Here is a 17,736-nt window from a genome sequence, read left to right as displayed (position 1 = left end):
TACTCTAAATGCCGTCTGAAACGGATGAATGGGTTGAGTCGCAATTTTACAGGCTTAGCCCGTCTGCGCAAACGGTATTTACAATTTTGCCGTTGCTTTCATCATCAACGATGAAATCAGGAGCCGGCAGGCCGAGTTTGGCCGCTTCGGCAGTATAAAATTCGGCACGGCTTGGGTGGCGGGGTTCGACAATATTGCGGATACGCTTGCCGTCGGCTTGGCAGGCCGTCTGAAAAAGGATTTGGACGGCCAAGTCTTTATGAAGGATATTGACGGGTTGATTGCCACCTTGAATGTGTGTTTTTTGAACCAGCTTGGTAACGGGGTGACGGTCGGTAGAGTAAAGTCCGCCCAGTCGCAATATGTCGATATGGGGGACGGCGCTTTCCAGCAGGGCTTGCTCAACCGCGAGGATTTGACGGGCGGATTCGGTTTGCGGATCGGGCGGCGTGGTTTCATCGCATACGCGTGCTTGGTCGCCATACACGCTGGTGCTGCCGGTAAAGATGATGTGTTGTACCTTGCATCGCTCGGCAAGCTGAATCCATTTTTTCAGGGTATCGGCGTAATGGTTCAATGACGAAGGCGGAAGCAGGCAAAACCATGTCGACTTGTTGATATGGTTTTGCCATAATGCCGAATTTTGAAAAACATCGTCTTGATTCAAATCGATAATGTCGAGTTCAATCGGCAGATTGATGTCGTCGGAGGTCAGGTTGCGTTTGACGGCGGCTACCTGACTGCCTTGCTCGTAACATTTTTGTGCCAGCGGCAGGCCGAGATAGCCTAAGCCGAGAATGGAAATATCGGGAAGGTGCATAAAGAAAGCATCCGAAAATTAACAGGCCGTCTGAAAATAGCTTTAACTTGGTTAAAACCACGTTTTCAGACGGCCTTTGTATGGAAAAATTAATGGTTGCTGCCGATTTTTTGGTCAAATTCGGCACGGTGTTCCGGAAGGAGGTAAGGGCGTAACAGGCTGAGTGTGCGGCTGATGCCCCGTACTTTGGAATCTTCGGTCAACTTGGCGCGGCCGCGCAGGGAGCTGTCGAAGTCGAACCAGTATTTCGTTACCATCCACATATTGACGGCAAGGTCGTTCATGGCGGTTTGGTCTGCGCTAATAATGTTCAAGCCGTTGAGCTGGGTCAGCAGGTTGACCAACAGGGGGGACACTTTGGCTTGGGTAAAGGTATTGTGTTCGCCCAATAATTCGGCACTGCGGGCAAGCAGGGTGTTCACATCGCTGAAAAGGAAACGGTATTCCCACATCACATCATAAATACCGGCCATGTAGTTAATGGAGTCTTCGACATTAGACGGCAACACGGCTTCGTTAAGATAGGCAAGCAGGGCCTCACTGTAACGTTTGAACAATTGGACGATGATTTCGTCTTTGTTGCGGAAATGGTAGTAGAGGTTGCCCGGGCTGATGCCCAAATGGGCGGCAATGTGGTTGGTGCTGATATTGCGCTCGCCTTCTTCGTTGAACAAGGCGAGGCTGGCATTGATGATTCGTGTGTAAGTGTTGACTTTAGCAATGCGCGGCATGGGATACACTCCTTTGTTTTATAGGCTGTATGAAGTCGGCAGCCAGTTGGGTTCTGCGTGTAATTCTACCTGAAATTGAGTAAATACTGTATTACAAACATATTGTGCCAGCTGGTGGACATCTTGCGCGGACGCGTTGTTTTTATTCACTAAAACCAAAGCCTGTCTGTCATGCACGGCCGCACCGCCGATCTGATGGCCTTTCAGACGGCATTGGTCAATCAGCCAGCCGGCCGCGAGTTTGACCGAACCGTCAGGCTGCGGATAGCGTGGCATATCGGGGTATTGCTGCAACAAATCGGCCGCTTTTTCAGCACTGACAACTGGATTTTTAAAGAAACTACCGACATTACCAAGTACGTTAGGATTAGGCAGTTTACTGTTGCGGATTGCACACACTGCATCGGAAACATCTTTGGCCGTCGCCTCGCGGCCTTGGCTCAGTTTGGCAACCGCTGCCGCCAAATCGCCATAGCCCAAGTTCGGCACAAAATGCTCTTTTAACGCAAATACAACCGAAACAATCACATAACGGCCTTTGCCTTCCTGTTTGAATAGGCTTTCACGATAGGCAAAGTCACAGTCGGCATTGGAAAGCTCGACAAAGGTTTCCGTATCCAAATCAAAGCAGCGTACGCTATGGATAACATCTTTCGCTTCAACGCCGTATGCACCGATGTTTTGTACCGGAGACGCACCGACCGTGCCCGGAATCAGACTGAGGTTTTCCAGCCCGCTTAAACCCAGTCCAACCGTATGCAAAACAAAATCATGCCAAATTTCCCCGGCCTGAGCTTCGATATAAACCAGGCCGTCTGAACGCTCAATTTCGCGTATTCCCTTGTTTTCCATATGCACAACCAGACCAGCATAGTCCTCCATTAAAAGGATATTGCTGCCGCCGCCGAGCCATAAAACGGTATCGCGGTCGAACTCGGGCAGTCGGACGATGTCGCGCAACTCGTCGGCGTGTTTAAGTGCAACAAATGCTTGGGCTTGGGCTTTGAGGCCGAAAGTGTTGTAAGGGGTAAGGTCGGTTTGGTATTGGATGGGTTGCATGATGATTTGTGATTTTGTGGATTCAGGTCGTCTGAAAACTTACTATTTAACAATTACGATAGGTAATGGGGTTTTGGGGGGCTTTATAGTTTTCTTGGGAAGAATAGGTCAGCTTGTCTACGATTTCTTGATAAACGTCGGACTCTTTTGGCAACGGCTTGCCTTCAAACATCCAACGGCCTTGAATAATATCGTCGGCAGAAATCCATCTTTCGATTTCATACACTGCCAATGTCCAGCCGCGATAGACTGCAACTGCATATTTTGCTTTTTCACGCCTACTTCCGATTTTCCAATATTTCCGTGTGCGCTCATAAATTTCCTTATGCCTATCGGCTTCAGGAATATTCCCTGATCTGATGTCTTTTTTCAGTTTCTCGTATTCGTTATTAATCGTAATTAAAACAATAGGTTTATCAGTTTTCAATTCTTGCGCATCATATTTTCGTTTTAATTCGGACAAGCTCATCAATCCTACTTCAGAAGAATGCGTGCCGCCTTGAATATTATTCAGCGGCTGCTGGCTCGGCTTGACTAAGGAGAGTAGGTCTATTGCCATCGCTTCATATTCAAAAGCCTGTTTGTCTGTTTGGATGTTGTGCCGCAGAATGTAATACACGGGTTGGTTTCCACTTTGATGTATTTCCCTAATCAAGGCAATTTTATCACTTGGCGTTTCTGTTTCTTGTAATGAACCTAGGGCATGATGGAAAACGCGATTGCCCACGCCTTTACCTACATAGAAAATATTGCCGTCTCTAGGGTCAATCAAGCAATAAATATAGTAAGCAAGTTTTTCTATAATGGAGGTTGAAAACATTTTTTTCCTTAAAAGTGAATAAGCCGTAAATGAAATATCAATGGAGGTTGTCTGAAAGAAATTTCAGACGGCCTTATGCGATTTGACCCTCTCTTTACTGCAAAGCTCCAGGCACCATACCAATGCAATGGCGGCAATCGTCAGTGAAACGGTCAGCGCAGTCCAGAAGCCGTAAATGCCCATATCGGCATGATAGGCAAGCAGGTAGCCGGGCAACAGGCCGCACCCCCAGAAAGCCACGGCATGGATGAACATCGGCATTTTGGTCACTTTATAGCCGCGCAGCGCATATGAAGCGATACATTGGGTGGCATCTGCCAATTGGAATAGGGAGGCGAAAAATAAAACAGTCGCAGCAATGCCTAATACGGCCGCATCGTTGGTGTACATACCGGCTAATTGAAAGCGAAAGATGACCAAGAGCAGCGCGGTGCAGGTGGCAAGCATCCAGCCCAACACCAATGAAACGCCTGAAATATAACGCGCCCGCAAAAAATCGCGCCGCCCGAGCGAAAAGCCAACGCGTACCGTGCTTGCCGAGCCGACGCTTTGCGGAACCATATACAAAATCCCTGACAGGCTGATGACGACTTGTTGCGCGGCGACATAATCCTCGCCGAATGGCGCCACCAAAAAGACGATAAACGAAAACGCGCTGGCTTCTAAAAAATAAGACAAGCCGATGGGTGCACCGATTTTCCAAATCTGTTTGAAGGCCGTCAAATCGGGTTTACCGATTTTTGCCGTCAAACCAAACGGACGGAAGAATTTTTCTTTGGCGATATAAAGCCACAAGGCCAATGCGCTGAACCAAAATACCGCCGCCGTTGCCACGCCGCAACCTGCGCCGCCCAAAGCAGGCATACCGAATTTGCCGTAAACAAACACATAGTTCAGCGGCACATTCAACACAAATGCCGCGAAACTGACCAACATAATCACACGCGGACGGTTCAAGCTGGAGGCATAAGCGTGCAGGGCGCGGTGTATCATGGCGGCCGGCATTGCCAAGCTGGTGAAGAACATATATTGCGCCATCGTGTCTTCGACATAATCGTTCAATGTCAGCCAATGACGGAACGGCGTAATCATCGCCCACATCAACAGCATGCCGAATACGCCCAAACACAAGCCAAACCAAATGCCCTGCATTCCTGTTTTGCCGACTTCTTCGGTTTTACCCGCGCCGTACAACTGGGCAATCATCGGGTTCAACGCCGCCATCACGCCCATAAAGGTAATGTAAATCGTAGAAAACGCGCTACTGCCCAGCGCCACCGCGGCCAAATCTTCCTTGCCTGCGCCACCGGCCATCACCGTATCGACAAAACCAATGCCCACTTGCGCCACTTGCGCCAACAGCATGGGCAGTGCGAGGGCGGTAAGCAGGTGGGTTTCTTTTAAGAAAACAGGAAAGGCAAAGCGGTTGAGGTTCAGTAGCATAATGTGTGCGGTTTGAGGACAAAGGCCGTCTGAAAACGGAAATTTAAAATTATAAAGGGTAATGTTTGTACACAGACAAAGATTGGTTTAATCGTTAAATTTTTCAGACGGCCTTAAATGTCGGATGTCTTTTGACAGCTTCCAACCAGCTGTCCGGCGTTTGAAACTGCATCAGGCCGTCTGAAAGCGAAACCGCAGCTTGGGTAGTCGAAGCGCGGGTCAGTTTTTCATTGGTTTCGGCATCGTAAATGGTGTAATCGATACGCAGGCAGCTTTCGATCTCGACGATGTCCATATCAACGCGGATTTTTTGGCCGAAACTGGCAGGGCGGATGTATTTGAGGTTCATCTGCACAATCGGCCAGCTGTACCCTTGCCGCCCCATTTCGTTGTAGTCATAACCGATGGAAGACAGAAAAGCGCAACGTGCGGTTTCAAGGTATTTGACATAGTTTCCGTGCCACACGATGTGCATGGCATCTACGTCAAAAAAAGGAACTTCAGTTTCAAAGCTGTGTTGGCAATAGATGTGTTTTTTCATGGCTTAAAAAAGTGAGTGTGTTGGTTTCAGACGGCGTCTTCGCCCCAAAAATCATAAAAATTGAACCATTGTAGCGGATTTTGCGCACATTCTTGCGCCAAAATGTCGGCAAAACCCTGCATCGCGTCTTTGACGGCGGCTTCGCGGTTGCCGCGTTTCCAGCTGGAAGTATCGGTAAAGCGGCGCAGTTTCAAATGATGGCGGCCGTTTTGTTTGACGCAAAACAGCGTGTTTACTTGCGTTTTTAAAAGCGAAGCCAATAGCCATGCGCCTTGCGGCATAGGGGCGGTGTGGCCTAAGAAATTAATGTCGGCGGTTTTCTCGCCGCGGACAGGTACTCGGTCGGCCGCGATGGCAATCCATTCGCCGTCTTCGATACGGCGGTTCAATTCCATCATCAGGGTGGTGTCCAAATCGGTTACCTGAATCAGGCGGATATGTTCTGCGCCGGCTTTTTGCAATGCCTCGTTAAATGCCTGCGCGTGTTTGCTGTGTACTAATACATTGAGTCTGAAATCTTTATGGTGCGACACCAGCGCACGGCAAACTTCGGTATTGCCCAAGTGCGAACAGGCAAAAATCTGGCCGCGTTCGTTGCGTTTGATTTGCGAATAGATATCGTCCGGATCTTCAATCACCAAATCTTCATAACGGATTTTGCGTTGCCACACGGCAAAACGGTCGCAAACCGCTTCGCCAAATGCAACGAATTGTTTGAATACGCTGTGTTTCGGCAGGACGGTATGGGGAAAGGCCGTCTGAAGACGGGTTTGATAGCGTAAGACATGACGGCGCGGTTTGGGCGCGGTTGCATAAAAATACAGCACCACAAACCAAATGCACGGCCTCATCAAAAAAGCCGGCAGATAGCGCACCATCAATGTGGTCAGAGCGAGAAACAGGCGGCTGCCGCGTTCGGGCTGCGCCGCCCAATGGGTTTGTTTATTGTTGGTCATGGTTTCAGACGGCCTTTCCAAAAACTTTACCCAATCGGTGTTTCAACATACCGAAAAATAGCCGTGTGTGCATTTTGCTGATGCGGACATTGTCGGCAAAGGCATCGAAGTGGGACACGCCGTCGGCGGCGTATTGGACAGGCGTTTTAATCCAAACCGGTTTGATGTCGCGCCAGTACAGGCGGATAAGGATTTCCGTGTCGAAGTCCATACGGTCGCCTACGGTTTCTTCGCGGACGACGGATAGCGCGGGTGCAAGCGGATATAGGCGGAAGCCGCACATGCCGTCTTTGATATCGCATGACCAAGTGTGCAGCATATTCCAGAAATCGGTAATTTTGCGTCCGTAAAGCCGTGCTTTGGGCGCATCATCGCCGTATTGCGGCCAGCCGCAAACAACGGCTTCGGGGTTTTGTTCTGCTGCTGCGAGGAGTTTGGGTGTGTCGCTCAAGCAATGCTGGCCGTCTGCATCAACCTGCAAGACATGGGTATAGCCATGTTCTTCAGCGTATTCCAAACCGGTTTTGACCGCTGCGCCTTTGCCGCCGTTGATGGGGCGGTAAAGGACATCAATGCCGTCTGAAACCAAAGTCTGCAATATAGGTTTGCATTCTTCGCGTGAACCGTCGTCCACAATTAAAACGTTTAAACCAAAGCTACGCATGGTTTGGGCAACGTGGCTGATGGTGGTCGGGTGGTTGTAATGTGGAATAAGGGCCAGGGTTTTCATAAATATTTTTAGACGACGTTAACACAATGCAGAGTATAGCAAATAAACATGCCATAGCGTTTGAAAAGGCCGTCTGAAACGGCGATGACAAAATCGTTTGATTTCGTTTCTCACTGTTTCAGACGGCCTTTGGTATGCCATTAATTCAGCATTGTACATGACCGACATCGAGGCATGAATCATGGAACTCGTTGAGTGTGCTGCGGTGGCCGATGCTGATGATGATGCTGTCGGGCAGTTTTTGCTTTAAGGCACGGTAGAGCATAGCTTCGGTCGGTTCGTCCAAGGCGGCAGTGGCTTCGTCGAGCAGGATGACTTTGGGCTGCGAGAGCAGGGCGCGGACGAAGGCGACGCGTTGCAGTTCGCCGGGGGAGAGTTTGTGTTGCCAGTCGTCGGTTTTGTCCAATTTATCAACGAGATAACCTAGGCGGCAGGTATTCATGGCTTCGGCTAACTCGGGGTGATGATGGTCAATGTCGGGGTAACAAATCGCATCGCGCAGGCTGCCTTGTGCTGTGTAGGGGCGTTGCGGCAGGAATAGGATGTTTTGATGCGGCGGATGGCTGACTTTACCGCTGCTGCCGAAAGGCCAAAGTCCAGCCAGTGCACGCAGCAACGAAGTTTTGCCGCAACCGCTCGGGCCGCGTATCAGTAGGGAATTGCCGCTTTTGAGGTTGATATTGATGCCGTCTAATAAAACTTCGCCGTTGTGGCGGTATAGGGCAACGTTTTCTAAGATCAGGCCGTCTGAAACTTCGGTCAGGTCGGGTTGTCGTGCGGTGTGTTTTTCTTCCGTACTCAGCAAAAAGCCGTACAGACGCTCCAGTCGGGCGCGGTAGGCGGTGAATTTGTTGTAGAACATCCGGAAGAAAGACAGCGCGTTTTGCAGTCGTGCAAAGGCTTGGACGGTCTGCTGGATGTCGCCGATTTTGATTTGTCCGGCAAACAGGCGCGGAGCTTGCAAAATAATGGGGAAGAGTTTGATGCCGTTAGTGAACATATCGTTAAAGCCGCTCAGGCAAACGCTTTGTCGCGCAATGCGCCAACGGTTGCGGATAATGGCTTTAAAACGGTCGGAAAGCTGGTCGTGTTCGTGTTTTTCGCCGCTGTAAAACGCCACGCTTTCGGCGTGGTCGCGCACGCGGACAAGGGAATAACGGTAGTCGCCGTTGAGTTTTTCGTTTTCATAATTAAAACGAATCAAAGGGTTGCCTATCCACATGGCGATAAAGGTCGCCAAAATTACAAACATATAGACAAACCAAACGATGCCGTGCGGAATATCAAAGCCGAACACGGTCAGGATGCCCGCCAAGCCCCACAAAACAACGGCAAATTCCAGCGAGGTAACGACTGAATTGACCATGCCGCGCACAAATTCGATGGTCGAAGCAATGAATTCCTGCGCGTCCTGTTGGATACGCTGGTCGATATTGTCCGGCGCATGACGGCGCATTTGCAGGCGGTAGTAGTTTTTGTCGGCAAGCCAGCGCGAAGTCAAAACTTCATTGAGCCGCTCCGACCATTTAATCGCCAAGCCTTGATCGAGAAAGTCGTTGACGACGTTGTTAAACGCCCGTATTAACACCACGCCCGCATTCATCGCCGCAAACATCCAAAACGCGGAGGCATTTAAATCCTGCATCGAGTCGTAAAGCCCTTTGGACATAAAGGTGCTCAACACATTCAACCGCACTTCGGTTAACAGCAGCGTAATCATCGCCGTAATCAGCAGCAATACTTTAACTGCACTTTTCGGCGTCAGGCAAAGGCGCAGGATATAGCTAAACTCGCGCCCGAAGCGCGTGTTGCGTGCAAAAAACAGAATCACCGCCGAAGCTGCGGCGACCATCAACAAGGTCTGCACCAGCCAAGACGGTGAGGAATAAAGCTCGGTTTGCCATTTTTGCATGGATGTATTCTCTGAAAGGGTCGTAAAGGCCGTCTGAAAGGACGGCAAATTTATGGAATTATGATCACTATAAAAATAGTTTTTCAAACTGTTGTATTTTTGTATTTACAAACAGTTCTTATTTGTTTTTGTGGAAAGTAGGAATCTTATCAAATATAATCGCAAAGCTAAATTACTTTATAATTTTTTACCCGATATAAGAATTATTAATATTTCAATTCAGAAGGAATTAATTTATGAACAGCAAATTAGCCCTGATGCCGCTTGTGGTTGCAAGCGCATTCGCCTACGCCGCCGATGAAGCCACCCCTGCTCCCGAAGCCCATGCAGAAGTGCAGGAAGTCAAAGTCCACGCCGACGCCAAACGCGTGAAGGCCGCACGCTCGTATTCTATTGCCAGCGATGGCGATATGCGCGATCGTGTGAATTTGGGCGTATTGGGTAAAGCCAATGCCTTTACCGCTCCGATTACCGTGGTCAATTACGACGAAAAAGCCCTCAATAATACCGAAGCGCGTACTTTGGTAGATGCCGTAGCGAAAAAAGACGCTTCGACTTGGCAGTTTGGCGGCGAAAGCAATACGCTGACCGGTCTGTACTTCCGCGGTTACCAACTTGATGCGCGCCAATTCAGCGTCAACGGTTTGGCCGGTATGTATGGCACACAAGGTACGGCCAGCGTGCAAGTCGGCTCCGCGCAACTGATTAAAGGTGCGTCCACCGCCGTAAACGGCATGGACCCTGAAGGCGCGGTATCCGGTTCCGTCAATATCGAAACCAAAAAAGCCGCCGACGAAGGCAACCGCAAAATCGGTTTGGGCTGGTTCAGCAACAATCGCGCCCAAGGTACGTTCGACTTGGGTCAACGCTTCGGCGAAAACAAAGAATTCGGCGTACGTGCCAACGGCAAACTGCGCCACGGCGACACCCCGCGCCACGGCTACAGCGAAGACAACAAAGAATTTGCCTTAAATGCCGACTATCGCGGCGAAAAACTGCGCGTGGCGTTCGATTCCATCTACGCGAAACGCAAAACCAACGGCGGCCGTGCACGTATGCAGGACATCCAAAACGCTGATGGTCGTTTGTTCGATGCACCGGATGGCAAAACAAATCTGTTGCCAAGCTGGAACTGGCAAAATACCGTCGGTCAAACCAATATGCTGACTTTCGAATGGGATGCGTTTGAAAATGCGCAAATTACCGGCGGTATCGGTTACAACAAGGCGCGTTATTACGGCACGCTGATTTCTCCGACCATCTGCGGTAAAAAAGGCGCAAGCAGCCAAACCGCAACCTGCTCAAGTGCCAACCAATACCACACAGGTACGGCACGCCTGACCGACCAATATTTCCGTACTTTGAGTATGAATTTATCCGCGCGCGGCGAATTTGAAACCGGCCCGGTAACGCATAACTGGAGTACTGCTTTTGACCGTATCATTCGTCAGCGTGCGACTGTCCGTGGTTCGGCTGCGGGCAAAAGCCGCGTTGAGGTTGATGCAAACGGCAATATTAACAATCAACTGGCTTCTTTTGTCCCTAATTACGCGACAGACTGGGAAAGCTCAGCAAACCTGGATGCCAATATCAAAGTTAACAGCCTAGCTTTGTCCGACACCTTGGGCTTTGCCGACAACAAATACCGTCTGACTTTGGGAGGTCGTTTCCAAGCGGTTGAATATACCGATAAAAAAGCAGGTCAAAGTGGCGATGCCAAACGTTTTAGCCCTATGTTTATGGCCGCGTGGGTGCCGCAACCTGATTTAGTCGTCTACGGCAACTACATGGAAGACTTGGAGCCTGCCGACATCAAAACCGATGATTCCGGCGAAACTACGATGTCCAAACCTCGTGTCAGCCGTCAGTTTGAAGTCGGTGTGCGCAAAAACTGGGGCAATTTCGTAACCACGTTGAACGCGTTCCAAATCAAACGTCCGGGCTACTGGCGCGGTAATACTGCCAAGGGCACTGATTTTGCTGCATACAAAGCTATTGGCGGCGCGGCCGGCGACGAGCAAGGCATGGAACGTAATCGCGGTATTGAGTTCAACACCTATGCTAACCTGTTGAACAATACCTTGCGCCCAAGTTTTGGTTTGATGTATCTGCAATCAACCGTGAAAAATTATCCGAACGCAGCCGACAATCTCGTTAACGGCGTACAAGTTGCCAATCCGCGCGTGATTGCCAAAGCGGGCGTTGAATGGGATACCCCGTTTGCCAAAGGCTTGACCTTGAACGGCAATGTTTCGTATTTCGGCAAGTCTTACCAAGACACGCAAAAACAATACGCTTTCCCGTCCTATACCTTGGTTGACGTAGGCGCGCGCTACAAAACCAAGCTCGGCAAAAATACTTTGACCGTCAGCAGCTCAGTGGAAAACCTGTTCAACAAAAACTACTGGCAGGTACAGCGCGGCCAATACGACCGCAGCTTCGCCGTTGTCGGTATGCCGCGTACTTATTGGCTGAAAGCGGAATTGGATTTCTAATCTGATTTCGGTTTGACCGTAATAGCAGGCCGTCTGAAAGGGAATGATAAAAAGCAGAAATTTGTTTTTTATCCCTTTTCAGACGGCCTGATTTGATTGCCTTATGTTTTTTGCTTGAAAAATCTTACATGTTTTTTATGGATTTCACGCGAAACAAGGTTAATATTCCATTTTCACAATACATCATTCGAGAAGACATATGAAAAAATCCATCAAACTGACCCTGTGCGCCCTCGCACTGTCACTCTCCGTGCAAGCGCAAGCGGTTACCCATGCCGTGATTGAAACCAATATGGGCAACATCCAACTGGAGTTGGATGAAGTCAAAGCGCCGAAAACCGTGGCAAACTTTGTCAATTACGCCAAAAAAGGTTTTTACGACAACACGATTTTCCACCGCGTTATCGACAATTTTATGATACAAGGCGGCGGATTTACTGAGAAAATGGTTCAAAAATCCACCGATAAAGCCATCAACAACGAAGCAGACAACGGCTTGAAAAATAACGTCGGCACCATCGCCATGGCGCGCACCGGCGATCCGAATTCCGCAACCAGTCAGTTCTTTATCAATACGGCCGACAACGACTTTTTGAATTTCAAAAGCAAAACCCCTCAAGGCTACGGCTATGCCGTTTTCGGTAAAGTTACTTCCGGCATGGACGTTGTCCGTAAAATCAGCAAAGTGAAAACGGCGACACGCGGTTTCCATCAAGATGTACCGACCGAAGCCGTGATTATCCGCAAAGTCAGCATCAAATAATTTTGATTGCTTGAATCCAAACAACAGGCCGTCTGAAACATTCAGACGGCCTGAATTTATTTATTTGATAATAAGAGGCAATTTGGGCGATAATTCAGCATCTACTATTTAAGGAGTCGATTATGCAAACCCGCCTGCCTTTTTTCGGCGTTGTCCGCGTCAGCGGTGAAGACAGAGCTTCATTTCTTCATGGCCAATTATCCAACGATATTAATAATTTAGCTTCCGGTCAGGCATGTTACGCCACATACAATACGCCTAAAGGCCGCGTGTTGGCGAATATGTTGGTCGTCAATCGCGGAGAAGATTTACTGTTGGTCATGGCTCAAGATTTGACCGAAGCCATCGTCAAACGCCTGAGAATGTTTGTCTTGCGTGCAAAAGTCGTCTTCGAGCTGATGCCTGATTTAGCAGTAAGCGGCGAGTTGGCAGACAATGCAGAACCTCATCCTGCTACCGAACCGCAACTGTCTTTTTCAGCCCAAATTCAAGAAAACACCGTAGAAATTGCCTTGCCGCACACAGGTCGTCTGAAAATTTCAGTAGCCGAAAACGCAGCCGAATATAAGGCAGGAGCCGAAAACGCATGGAACCTGCATGAAATCCGCAGCGGCTATCCGTGGATTTGCGCCTCAACCAAAGAAGCGGCTGTTGCCCAAATGCTCAACCAACACATCATCGGCGCAGTCCATTTCCGTAAAGGCTGCTACCCCGGCCAAGAAATTATCGCCCGCGCCCAATACCGAGGCCAAGTCAAACGCGGTCTGGCCGTATTAAGCGGCGATTCTTTAGAAGCCGCCGGTATTGCCATCAAAGTCGGCGAGGAAGAAGCAGGCGTTATTCTTAATACTGCACTCACAGAGCAAGGCAGCCTCAGCCTCGCCGTTATCAAGTTTTCCGCCGCAGAAGCAGCATTAACCGATGCAGACGGTAATGCTTTGAAACAGGAAGAACTGTTTTTTACGGTTGAGAAAGATTGATTGTTAGATGATTGAATAAAAAGCTTAAATATTAGCTTGAAATGAAAACAGAAAGGCCGTCTGAAATTCAGACGGCCTTTTGATTACAGCATTTAATCAACAATTAAGCCAGTTTTTCACTTACCCAATTTTCAATGCTTACCAGCATTTCAGGCAATTTGTCGGCATCTGTGCCGCCGGCTTGCGCCAAGTCAGGACGGCCGCCGCCTTTGCCGCCGACTTGTTCGGCTGCAAATTTAACCAGATCGCCTGCTTTGACTTTAGCAGTCAACGGTTTGGATACGCCGGCGCATAGGGAGACTTTGCCGTCGTTGACTGCGGCGAGCAATACGATGGCTTGTTCTGATTTGCCGGTCAAGTCGGTCACGATTTCGCGCAGGGCGGCGGCATCGGCTTCGATTTGTGCGGCAACGAGTTTGGCTGAACCCAAGTCTTTTGCATCGTCCAAGAGTTTGGCGCCTGCATGGACGGCGAGTTCGGCTTTGGCGCGTGCCAATTCTTTTTCCAATGCTTTGGCGTGTGTTGCGCCTGCTTGGATTTTCGCCAGTACGTCTTTTTCGGTTTGGGCTTTGGTTTCGGCAATAATGTCTTTCACCAAACGCTCTTGTTCTTGCGCCCATTTGAGTGCGTTCAGGCCGGTGATGGCTTCGATACGGCGCACGCCTGCGGCAATACCGCCTTCGCTGATAATTTTGAAGAGGCCGATGTCGCCGGTGCGTGAAACGTGTGTACCGCCGCACAATTCGGTAGAGAAACCGCCCATTTGCAGTACGCGTACTTCGTCGCCGTATTTTTCGCCGAAGAGCATCATCGCGCCGGTTTTTTGGGCATCTTCCATGCTCATAATGGCTGCGTTGACGGCAACGTTGGCCAAAATGGCTTCGTTGACTCGGCGTTCTACTTCGGCGATTTCTTCGGCAGTGACCGCTTGAGGATGGGAAATGTCGAAACGGGTGGATTCGGCGGTAACCAAAGAGCCTTTTTGTTCAACGTGTTCGCCCAATACGTCGCGCAGGGCTTTGTGCATCAAGTGGGTCGCGCTGTGGTTGCGCATATTGGCATTGCGGATTTCGTCATCCACTTTGGCGGTAACGCTGTCGCCGACTTTCAGACGGCCTGAAGTCTGTACGCCGAATTGGCCGAATACGGCCGCTTTGATTTTTTGGGTATCGCGTACTTCAAAGCGGTTTTCGCCTGCGAAGATATAGCCGACGTCGCCGACTTGGCCGCCGGATTCTGCATAGAACGGGGTAAAGTCGATAACGACGGCACCTTCGTCGCCTTCGTTCAATTCGTTGACTTGCTCGCCGTTTTTGTAGAGGGCGAGGACTTTGGATTCGGTTTGGCGTTCGCTATAACCTTTAAACTCGGTGTCCTGACCTTCGTAAGGCAGTTGAGCGTTGGCTTTGAAGCTTTGTGCGGCGCGTGCGCGTGTGCGTTGGGCTTCCATCTCACGCTCGAAGCCTGCTTCGTCCAGTTCGATGCCCAGTTCGCGCGCCATGTCGGCGGTTAGGTCGTAGGGGAAACCGTAGGTGTCGTAGAGTTTGAAGATGTGTTCGCCGCCGATAACGAGTTTGCTGTTGGCGATGTTGTCCATCAAGTAGGTATTCAAGGCTTCGGCAAACGGTTTTTTCGCGTCGGGAATATGGGCGGTTTCCAAAGCAGCCTGCAAATCGATATACATGCCTTCGTTCAGGCTGCCTGAAACTCGAGGACGGATAACGATTTGCTTTTTGCTCGGAGCAACACGGGAAGCGGCGGTAAATTCCACACCATCTGCGGTTTTCAATGTCAGAGGTTTGCCTACACCGTCTTGCGGCAACAAGCTTTCCAGTTTCAGGAATTTCATGCCGTTGAGCACTTGGTTGAACAAGCCCATGCCTTTTTCCAGCGTTTCGCCGAAGCGGCTTTCTTCCGCGCGCAAGGCTTCCATAATCTGTGTCTGTTTCTCTTTCAACTCAGGATACGCGGCGCCCATTTCTTTCACCAAATCGGGCACGAGTTTGTAGAAAAACGCCTGTTTCTGGCCTAGTTTGTAACCGTGGCGCACGGCGCGGCGGATGATGCGGCGCAATACGTAGCCGCGGCCTTCGTTGGAAGGCAAGACACCGTCTGCAATCAGGAAGGAGCAGGATCGGATGTGGTCGGCGATGACTTTCAGGCTGGGTTCTTCCATGCTGAAAGCTGCGCCGGTTTCGCGGGCAACGGCTTTGAGCAGGTCTTGGAACAAGTCGATTTCGTAGTTGCTGTGAACATGCTGCATGACGGCGGCCATGCGCTCCAAGCCCATGCCGGTATCGACGGAAGGCTTAGGCAGCGGATTCATATTGCCTTGTTCGTCGCGGTTGAACTGCATAAATACGCAGTTCCAAATTTCAATCCAGCGGTCGCCGTCTTCTTCAGGGCTGCCCGGAATGCCGCCCCAGATTTCTTCGCCGTGGTCGTAGAAAATTTCGGAGCAAGGGCCGCAAGGGCCGGTGTCGCCCATTTGCCAGAAGTTGTCGGATGCGTATTTCGCACCTTTGTTGTCGCCGATGCGGACGATGCGTTCGGCAGGCATACCGATTTCGTTCAACCAGATGTTGTAGGCTTCGTCGTCTTCTGCGTAAACGGTTGCCAACAGTTTGTCTTTAGGGATGTTCAACCATTCGGGGGAAGTCAGGAATTCCCAAGCGAAGTGGATGGCATCGCGTTTGAAGTAGTCGCCGAAGGAGAAGTTGCCCATCATTTCAAAGAAGGTGTGGTGACGGGCGGTGTAGCCTACGTTTTCCAAGTCGTTGTGTTTGCCGCCTGCACGTACGCATTTTTGCGCGGTAGTGGCGCGGTTGTAGGGGCGTTTGTCAAAGCCGAGGAATACGTCTTTAAATTGGTTCATACCTGCGTTGGTAAACAGCAGGGTCGGGTCGTCGTGTGGCACGAGCGAGGAGGAGCGGACGATGGTGTGGCCTTTAGATTCGAAAAATTTCAGGAATTTTTGGCGTAGTTCGGTGGTTTTCATAATGTCTCGATAAAATTTTGTACAAAGATTTCAGACGGCCCGGACGGCACGTTGAGATTAAAAACGAATGGGCGTTATCTTACCGCAAAACCATATTTCAAGCTATCGGCAGAAAGGTTTTAAGTTGGCGGCAAGCTGTCTTTCAGACGGCTTCAAGCGGGTCGATATCTTTTAGCAATGAAGCCTATCCGCCCCGGCTTGCCTGCTTTATAATGCCTTTCTCTTTTCAACCGGATACGCAAGGAATGATAATGGCCAAACATCTGCCCCTCATCGTACTGACTGCGCTGGCATTGGCCGGCTGCGGCGGCTCGGACAAAACTTCTGCCGACAAGGCGGCGCAAACCGATAATCAAAAGGTATTGAGCATTTACAACTGGTCGGAATATGTCGATCCCGAGACGGTTGCCGCGTTTGAGAAAAAACACGGTATCTCAGTAACTTATGATGTATATGACAGCGATGAAACGCTGGAGAGCAAGGTGTTGACCGGCAAGTCGGGTTACGACATCGTGGGTCCATCCAATGCGTTTGTCGGTAGGCAGATTAAGGCAGGTGCGTATCAGAAAATCGACAAATCCCTGATTCCCAACTATAAAAACTTGAATCCTCAGTTGATGAAGCTGATGGAAGGCGTTGATCCGAACCACGAATATGCCGTTCCGTTTTATTGGGGGACTAACACTTTCGCCATCAATACCGAGCGTGTGAAAAAGGCTTTGGGTACGGACAAACTGCCGGACAATCAATGGGATTTGGTGTTTAACCCCGAATACACGTCCAAACTCAAGCAATGCGGCATCAGCTATTTGGACAGCGCGGCAGAGATTTATCCTATGGTATTGAATTATATGGGTAAAAATCCAAACAGCAGTGAAACGGTGGATATTAAGGCGGCTACGGAAGTCTTGAAGAAAAACCGTCCGTACATCAAGCGTTTTACCTCGTCCGGTTTTATCGATGATTTGGCGCGCGGCGATACTTGCGTAACAATTGGTTTTGGCGGCGATTTGAACATTGCCAAACGTCGTGCCGAAGAAGCGGGCGGCAAGGAAAAAATCCGTGTGATGATGCCGAAAGAAGGCGTGGGAATTTGGGTGGATTCGTTTGTGATTCCGAAAGATGCCAAACACGTGGCCAATGCCCATGCGTATATCAATGATTTCTTAGATCCTGAAGTTGCGGCGAAAAACGGCAATTTTGTTACTTATGCGCCGTCCAGCAAACCAGCTCAGGAGCTGATGGATGAAGAGTTTAGAAACGACAATACGATTTTCCCGACTGATGAAGATTTGAAAAACAGCTTTATCATGGTGCCTATTCAACCTGCGGCGTTGAAATTTATGGTCCGCCAATGGCAAAGCGTGAAAGCAGGAAAATAAGCTGATTTGAATCATATTCAGGCCGTCTGAATGGTGTAACCGAAATCCTTGATTTCGTTTTACGGCTGTTCAGGCGGCCTTTGGTTTGTGTCAGACTGGCTTGAAT

14 protein-coding genes are annotated in these 17,736 nt (G+C 49.8%); 4 read left to right on the top strand and 10 right to left on the bottom strand.

The genetic code is table 11. The features are described 5' to 3' along the window. Positions 1-46: 46 nt before the first annotated feature. The 9 genes from HMPREF2711_RS01440 to HMPREF2711_RS01400 form a co-directional block, all read right to left on the bottom strand. Positions 47-820, bottom strand: coding sequence for a Rossmann-fold NAD(P)-binding domain-containing protein (locus HMPREF2711_RS01440; protein ID WP_003746355.1), 774 nt, complete (start codon positions 818-820; stop codon positions 47-49). Positions 821-909: 89 nt separating this feature from the next. Then, on the bottom strand, positions 910-1,551 hold the full coding sequence (locus HMPREF2711_RS01435) for a TetR/AcrR family transcriptional regulator (RefSeq protein WP_036491149.1): 642 nt from the start codon (positions 1,549-1,551) through the stop codon (positions 910-912). An 18-nt stretch (positions 1,552-1,569) separates the two neighbouring features. Beyond that, positions 1,570-2,610, bottom strand: coding sequence for a UDP-N-acetylmuramate dehydrogenase (murB, locus tag HMPREF2711_RS01430; protein WP_003746359.1), 1,041 nt, complete (start codon positions 2,608-2,610; stop codon positions 1,570-1,572). Between the two features lie 46 nt (positions 2,611-2,656). Beyond that, positions 2,657-3,430, bottom strand: coding sequence for an LEM-3-like GIY-YIG domain-containing protein (locus tag HMPREF2711_RS01425; protein ID WP_070615288.1), 774 nt, complete (start codon positions 3,428-3,430; stop codon positions 2,657-2,659). 63 nt (positions 3,431-3,493) lie between these two features. Further along, on the bottom strand, positions 3,494-4,873 hold the full coding sequence (locus HMPREF2711_RS01420) for an MATE family efflux transporter (RefSeq protein ID WP_003746363.1): 1,380 nt from the start codon (positions 4,871-4,873) through the stop codon (positions 3,494-3,496). A 103-nt stretch (positions 4,874-4,976) separates the two neighbouring features. Beyond that, a complete protein-coding gene (locus HMPREF2711_RS01415) occupies positions 4,977-5,414 on the bottom strand; it encodes an acyl-CoA thioesterase (RefSeq protein WP_003746365.1) in 438 nt (145 codons plus the stop codon). Positions 5,415-5,440: 26 nt separating this feature from the next. Next, positions 5,441-6,370 carry an LpxL/LpxP family acyltransferase gene (locus HMPREF2711_RS01410; protein WP_070615285.1) on the bottom strand — a complete coding sequence of 310 codons (930 nt, stop codon included), beginning with the start codon at positions 6,368-6,370 and terminating at the stop codon, positions 5,441-5,443. 4 nt (positions 6,371-6,374) lie between these two features. Then, entirely contained in the window at positions 6,375-7,100 is a 726-nt protein-coding gene (locus HMPREF2711_RS01405; RefSeq protein WP_070615282.1) for a glycosyltransferase family 2 protein, read from the bottom strand. A 145-nt stretch (positions 7,101-7,245) separates the two neighbouring features. Next, positions 7,246-9,012: an ABC transporter ATP-binding protein/permease gene (locus HMPREF2711_RS01400; RefSeq protein ID WP_070615279.1), complete on the bottom strand. Its 1,767-nt coding sequence runs from the start codon at positions 9,010-9,012 to the stop codon at positions 7,246-7,248. A gap of 236 nt (positions 9,013-9,248) precedes the next feature. On the opposite strand from HMPREF2711_RS01400, the gene HMPREF2711_RS01395 reads away from it, so the two are divergent. From HMPREF2711_RS01395 to HMPREF2711_RS01385, 3 genes are all read left to right on the top strand, one after another. Then, positions 9,249-11,507 (top strand): TonB-dependent receptor, encoded by a 2,259-nt coding sequence (locus tag HMPREF2711_RS01395; protein WP_070615276.1) that lies wholly within the window; start codon positions 9,249-9,251, stop codon positions 11,505-11,507. A gap of 199 nt (positions 11,508-11,706) precedes the next feature. Then, entirely contained in the window at positions 11,707-12,270 is a 564-nt protein-coding gene (locus HMPREF2711_RS01390; protein WP_004519955.1) for a peptidylprolyl isomerase, read from the top strand. 122 nt (positions 12,271-12,392) lie between these two features. Beyond that, positions 12,393-13,250 carry a CAF17-like 4Fe-4S cluster assembly/insertion protein YgfZ gene (locus HMPREF2711_RS01385; RefSeq protein ID WP_070615273.1) on the top strand — a complete coding sequence of 286 codons (858 nt, stop codon included), beginning with the start codon at positions 12,393-12,395 and terminating at the stop codon, positions 13,248-13,250. Between the two features lie 103 nt (positions 13,251-13,353). On the opposite strand, the gene alaS is transcribed toward HMPREF2711_RS01385, so the two are convergent. Beyond that, on the bottom strand, positions 13,354-16,248 hold the full coding sequence (gene alaS / locus HMPREF2711_RS01380; RefSeq protein WP_070615270.1) for an alanine--tRNA ligase: 2,895 nt from the start codon (positions 16,246-16,248) through the stop codon (positions 13,354-13,356). A gap of 251 nt (positions 16,249-16,499) precedes the next feature. Here alaS and HMPREF2711_RS01375 point away from each other — a divergent pair, with 251 nt between their 5' ends. Then, positions 16,500-17,630 (top strand): polyamine ABC transporter substrate-binding protein, encoded by a 1,131-nt coding sequence (locus HMPREF2711_RS01375; RefSeq protein ID WP_049322171.1) that lies wholly within the window; start codon positions 16,500-16,502, stop codon positions 17,628-17,630. Positions 17,631-17,736 lie beyond the last annotated feature (106 nt).

The organism is Neisseria sp. HMSC070A01, from assembly GCF_001810165.1.
In the GTDB taxonomy this organism is placed as follows: domain Bacteria; phylum Pseudomonadota; class Gammaproteobacteria; order Burkholderiales; family Neisseriaceae; genus Neisseria.
The sequence above is the reverse complement of the archived record's forward strand: the minus strand, read 5'-3'. Positions and strand labels throughout refer to the sequence as shown.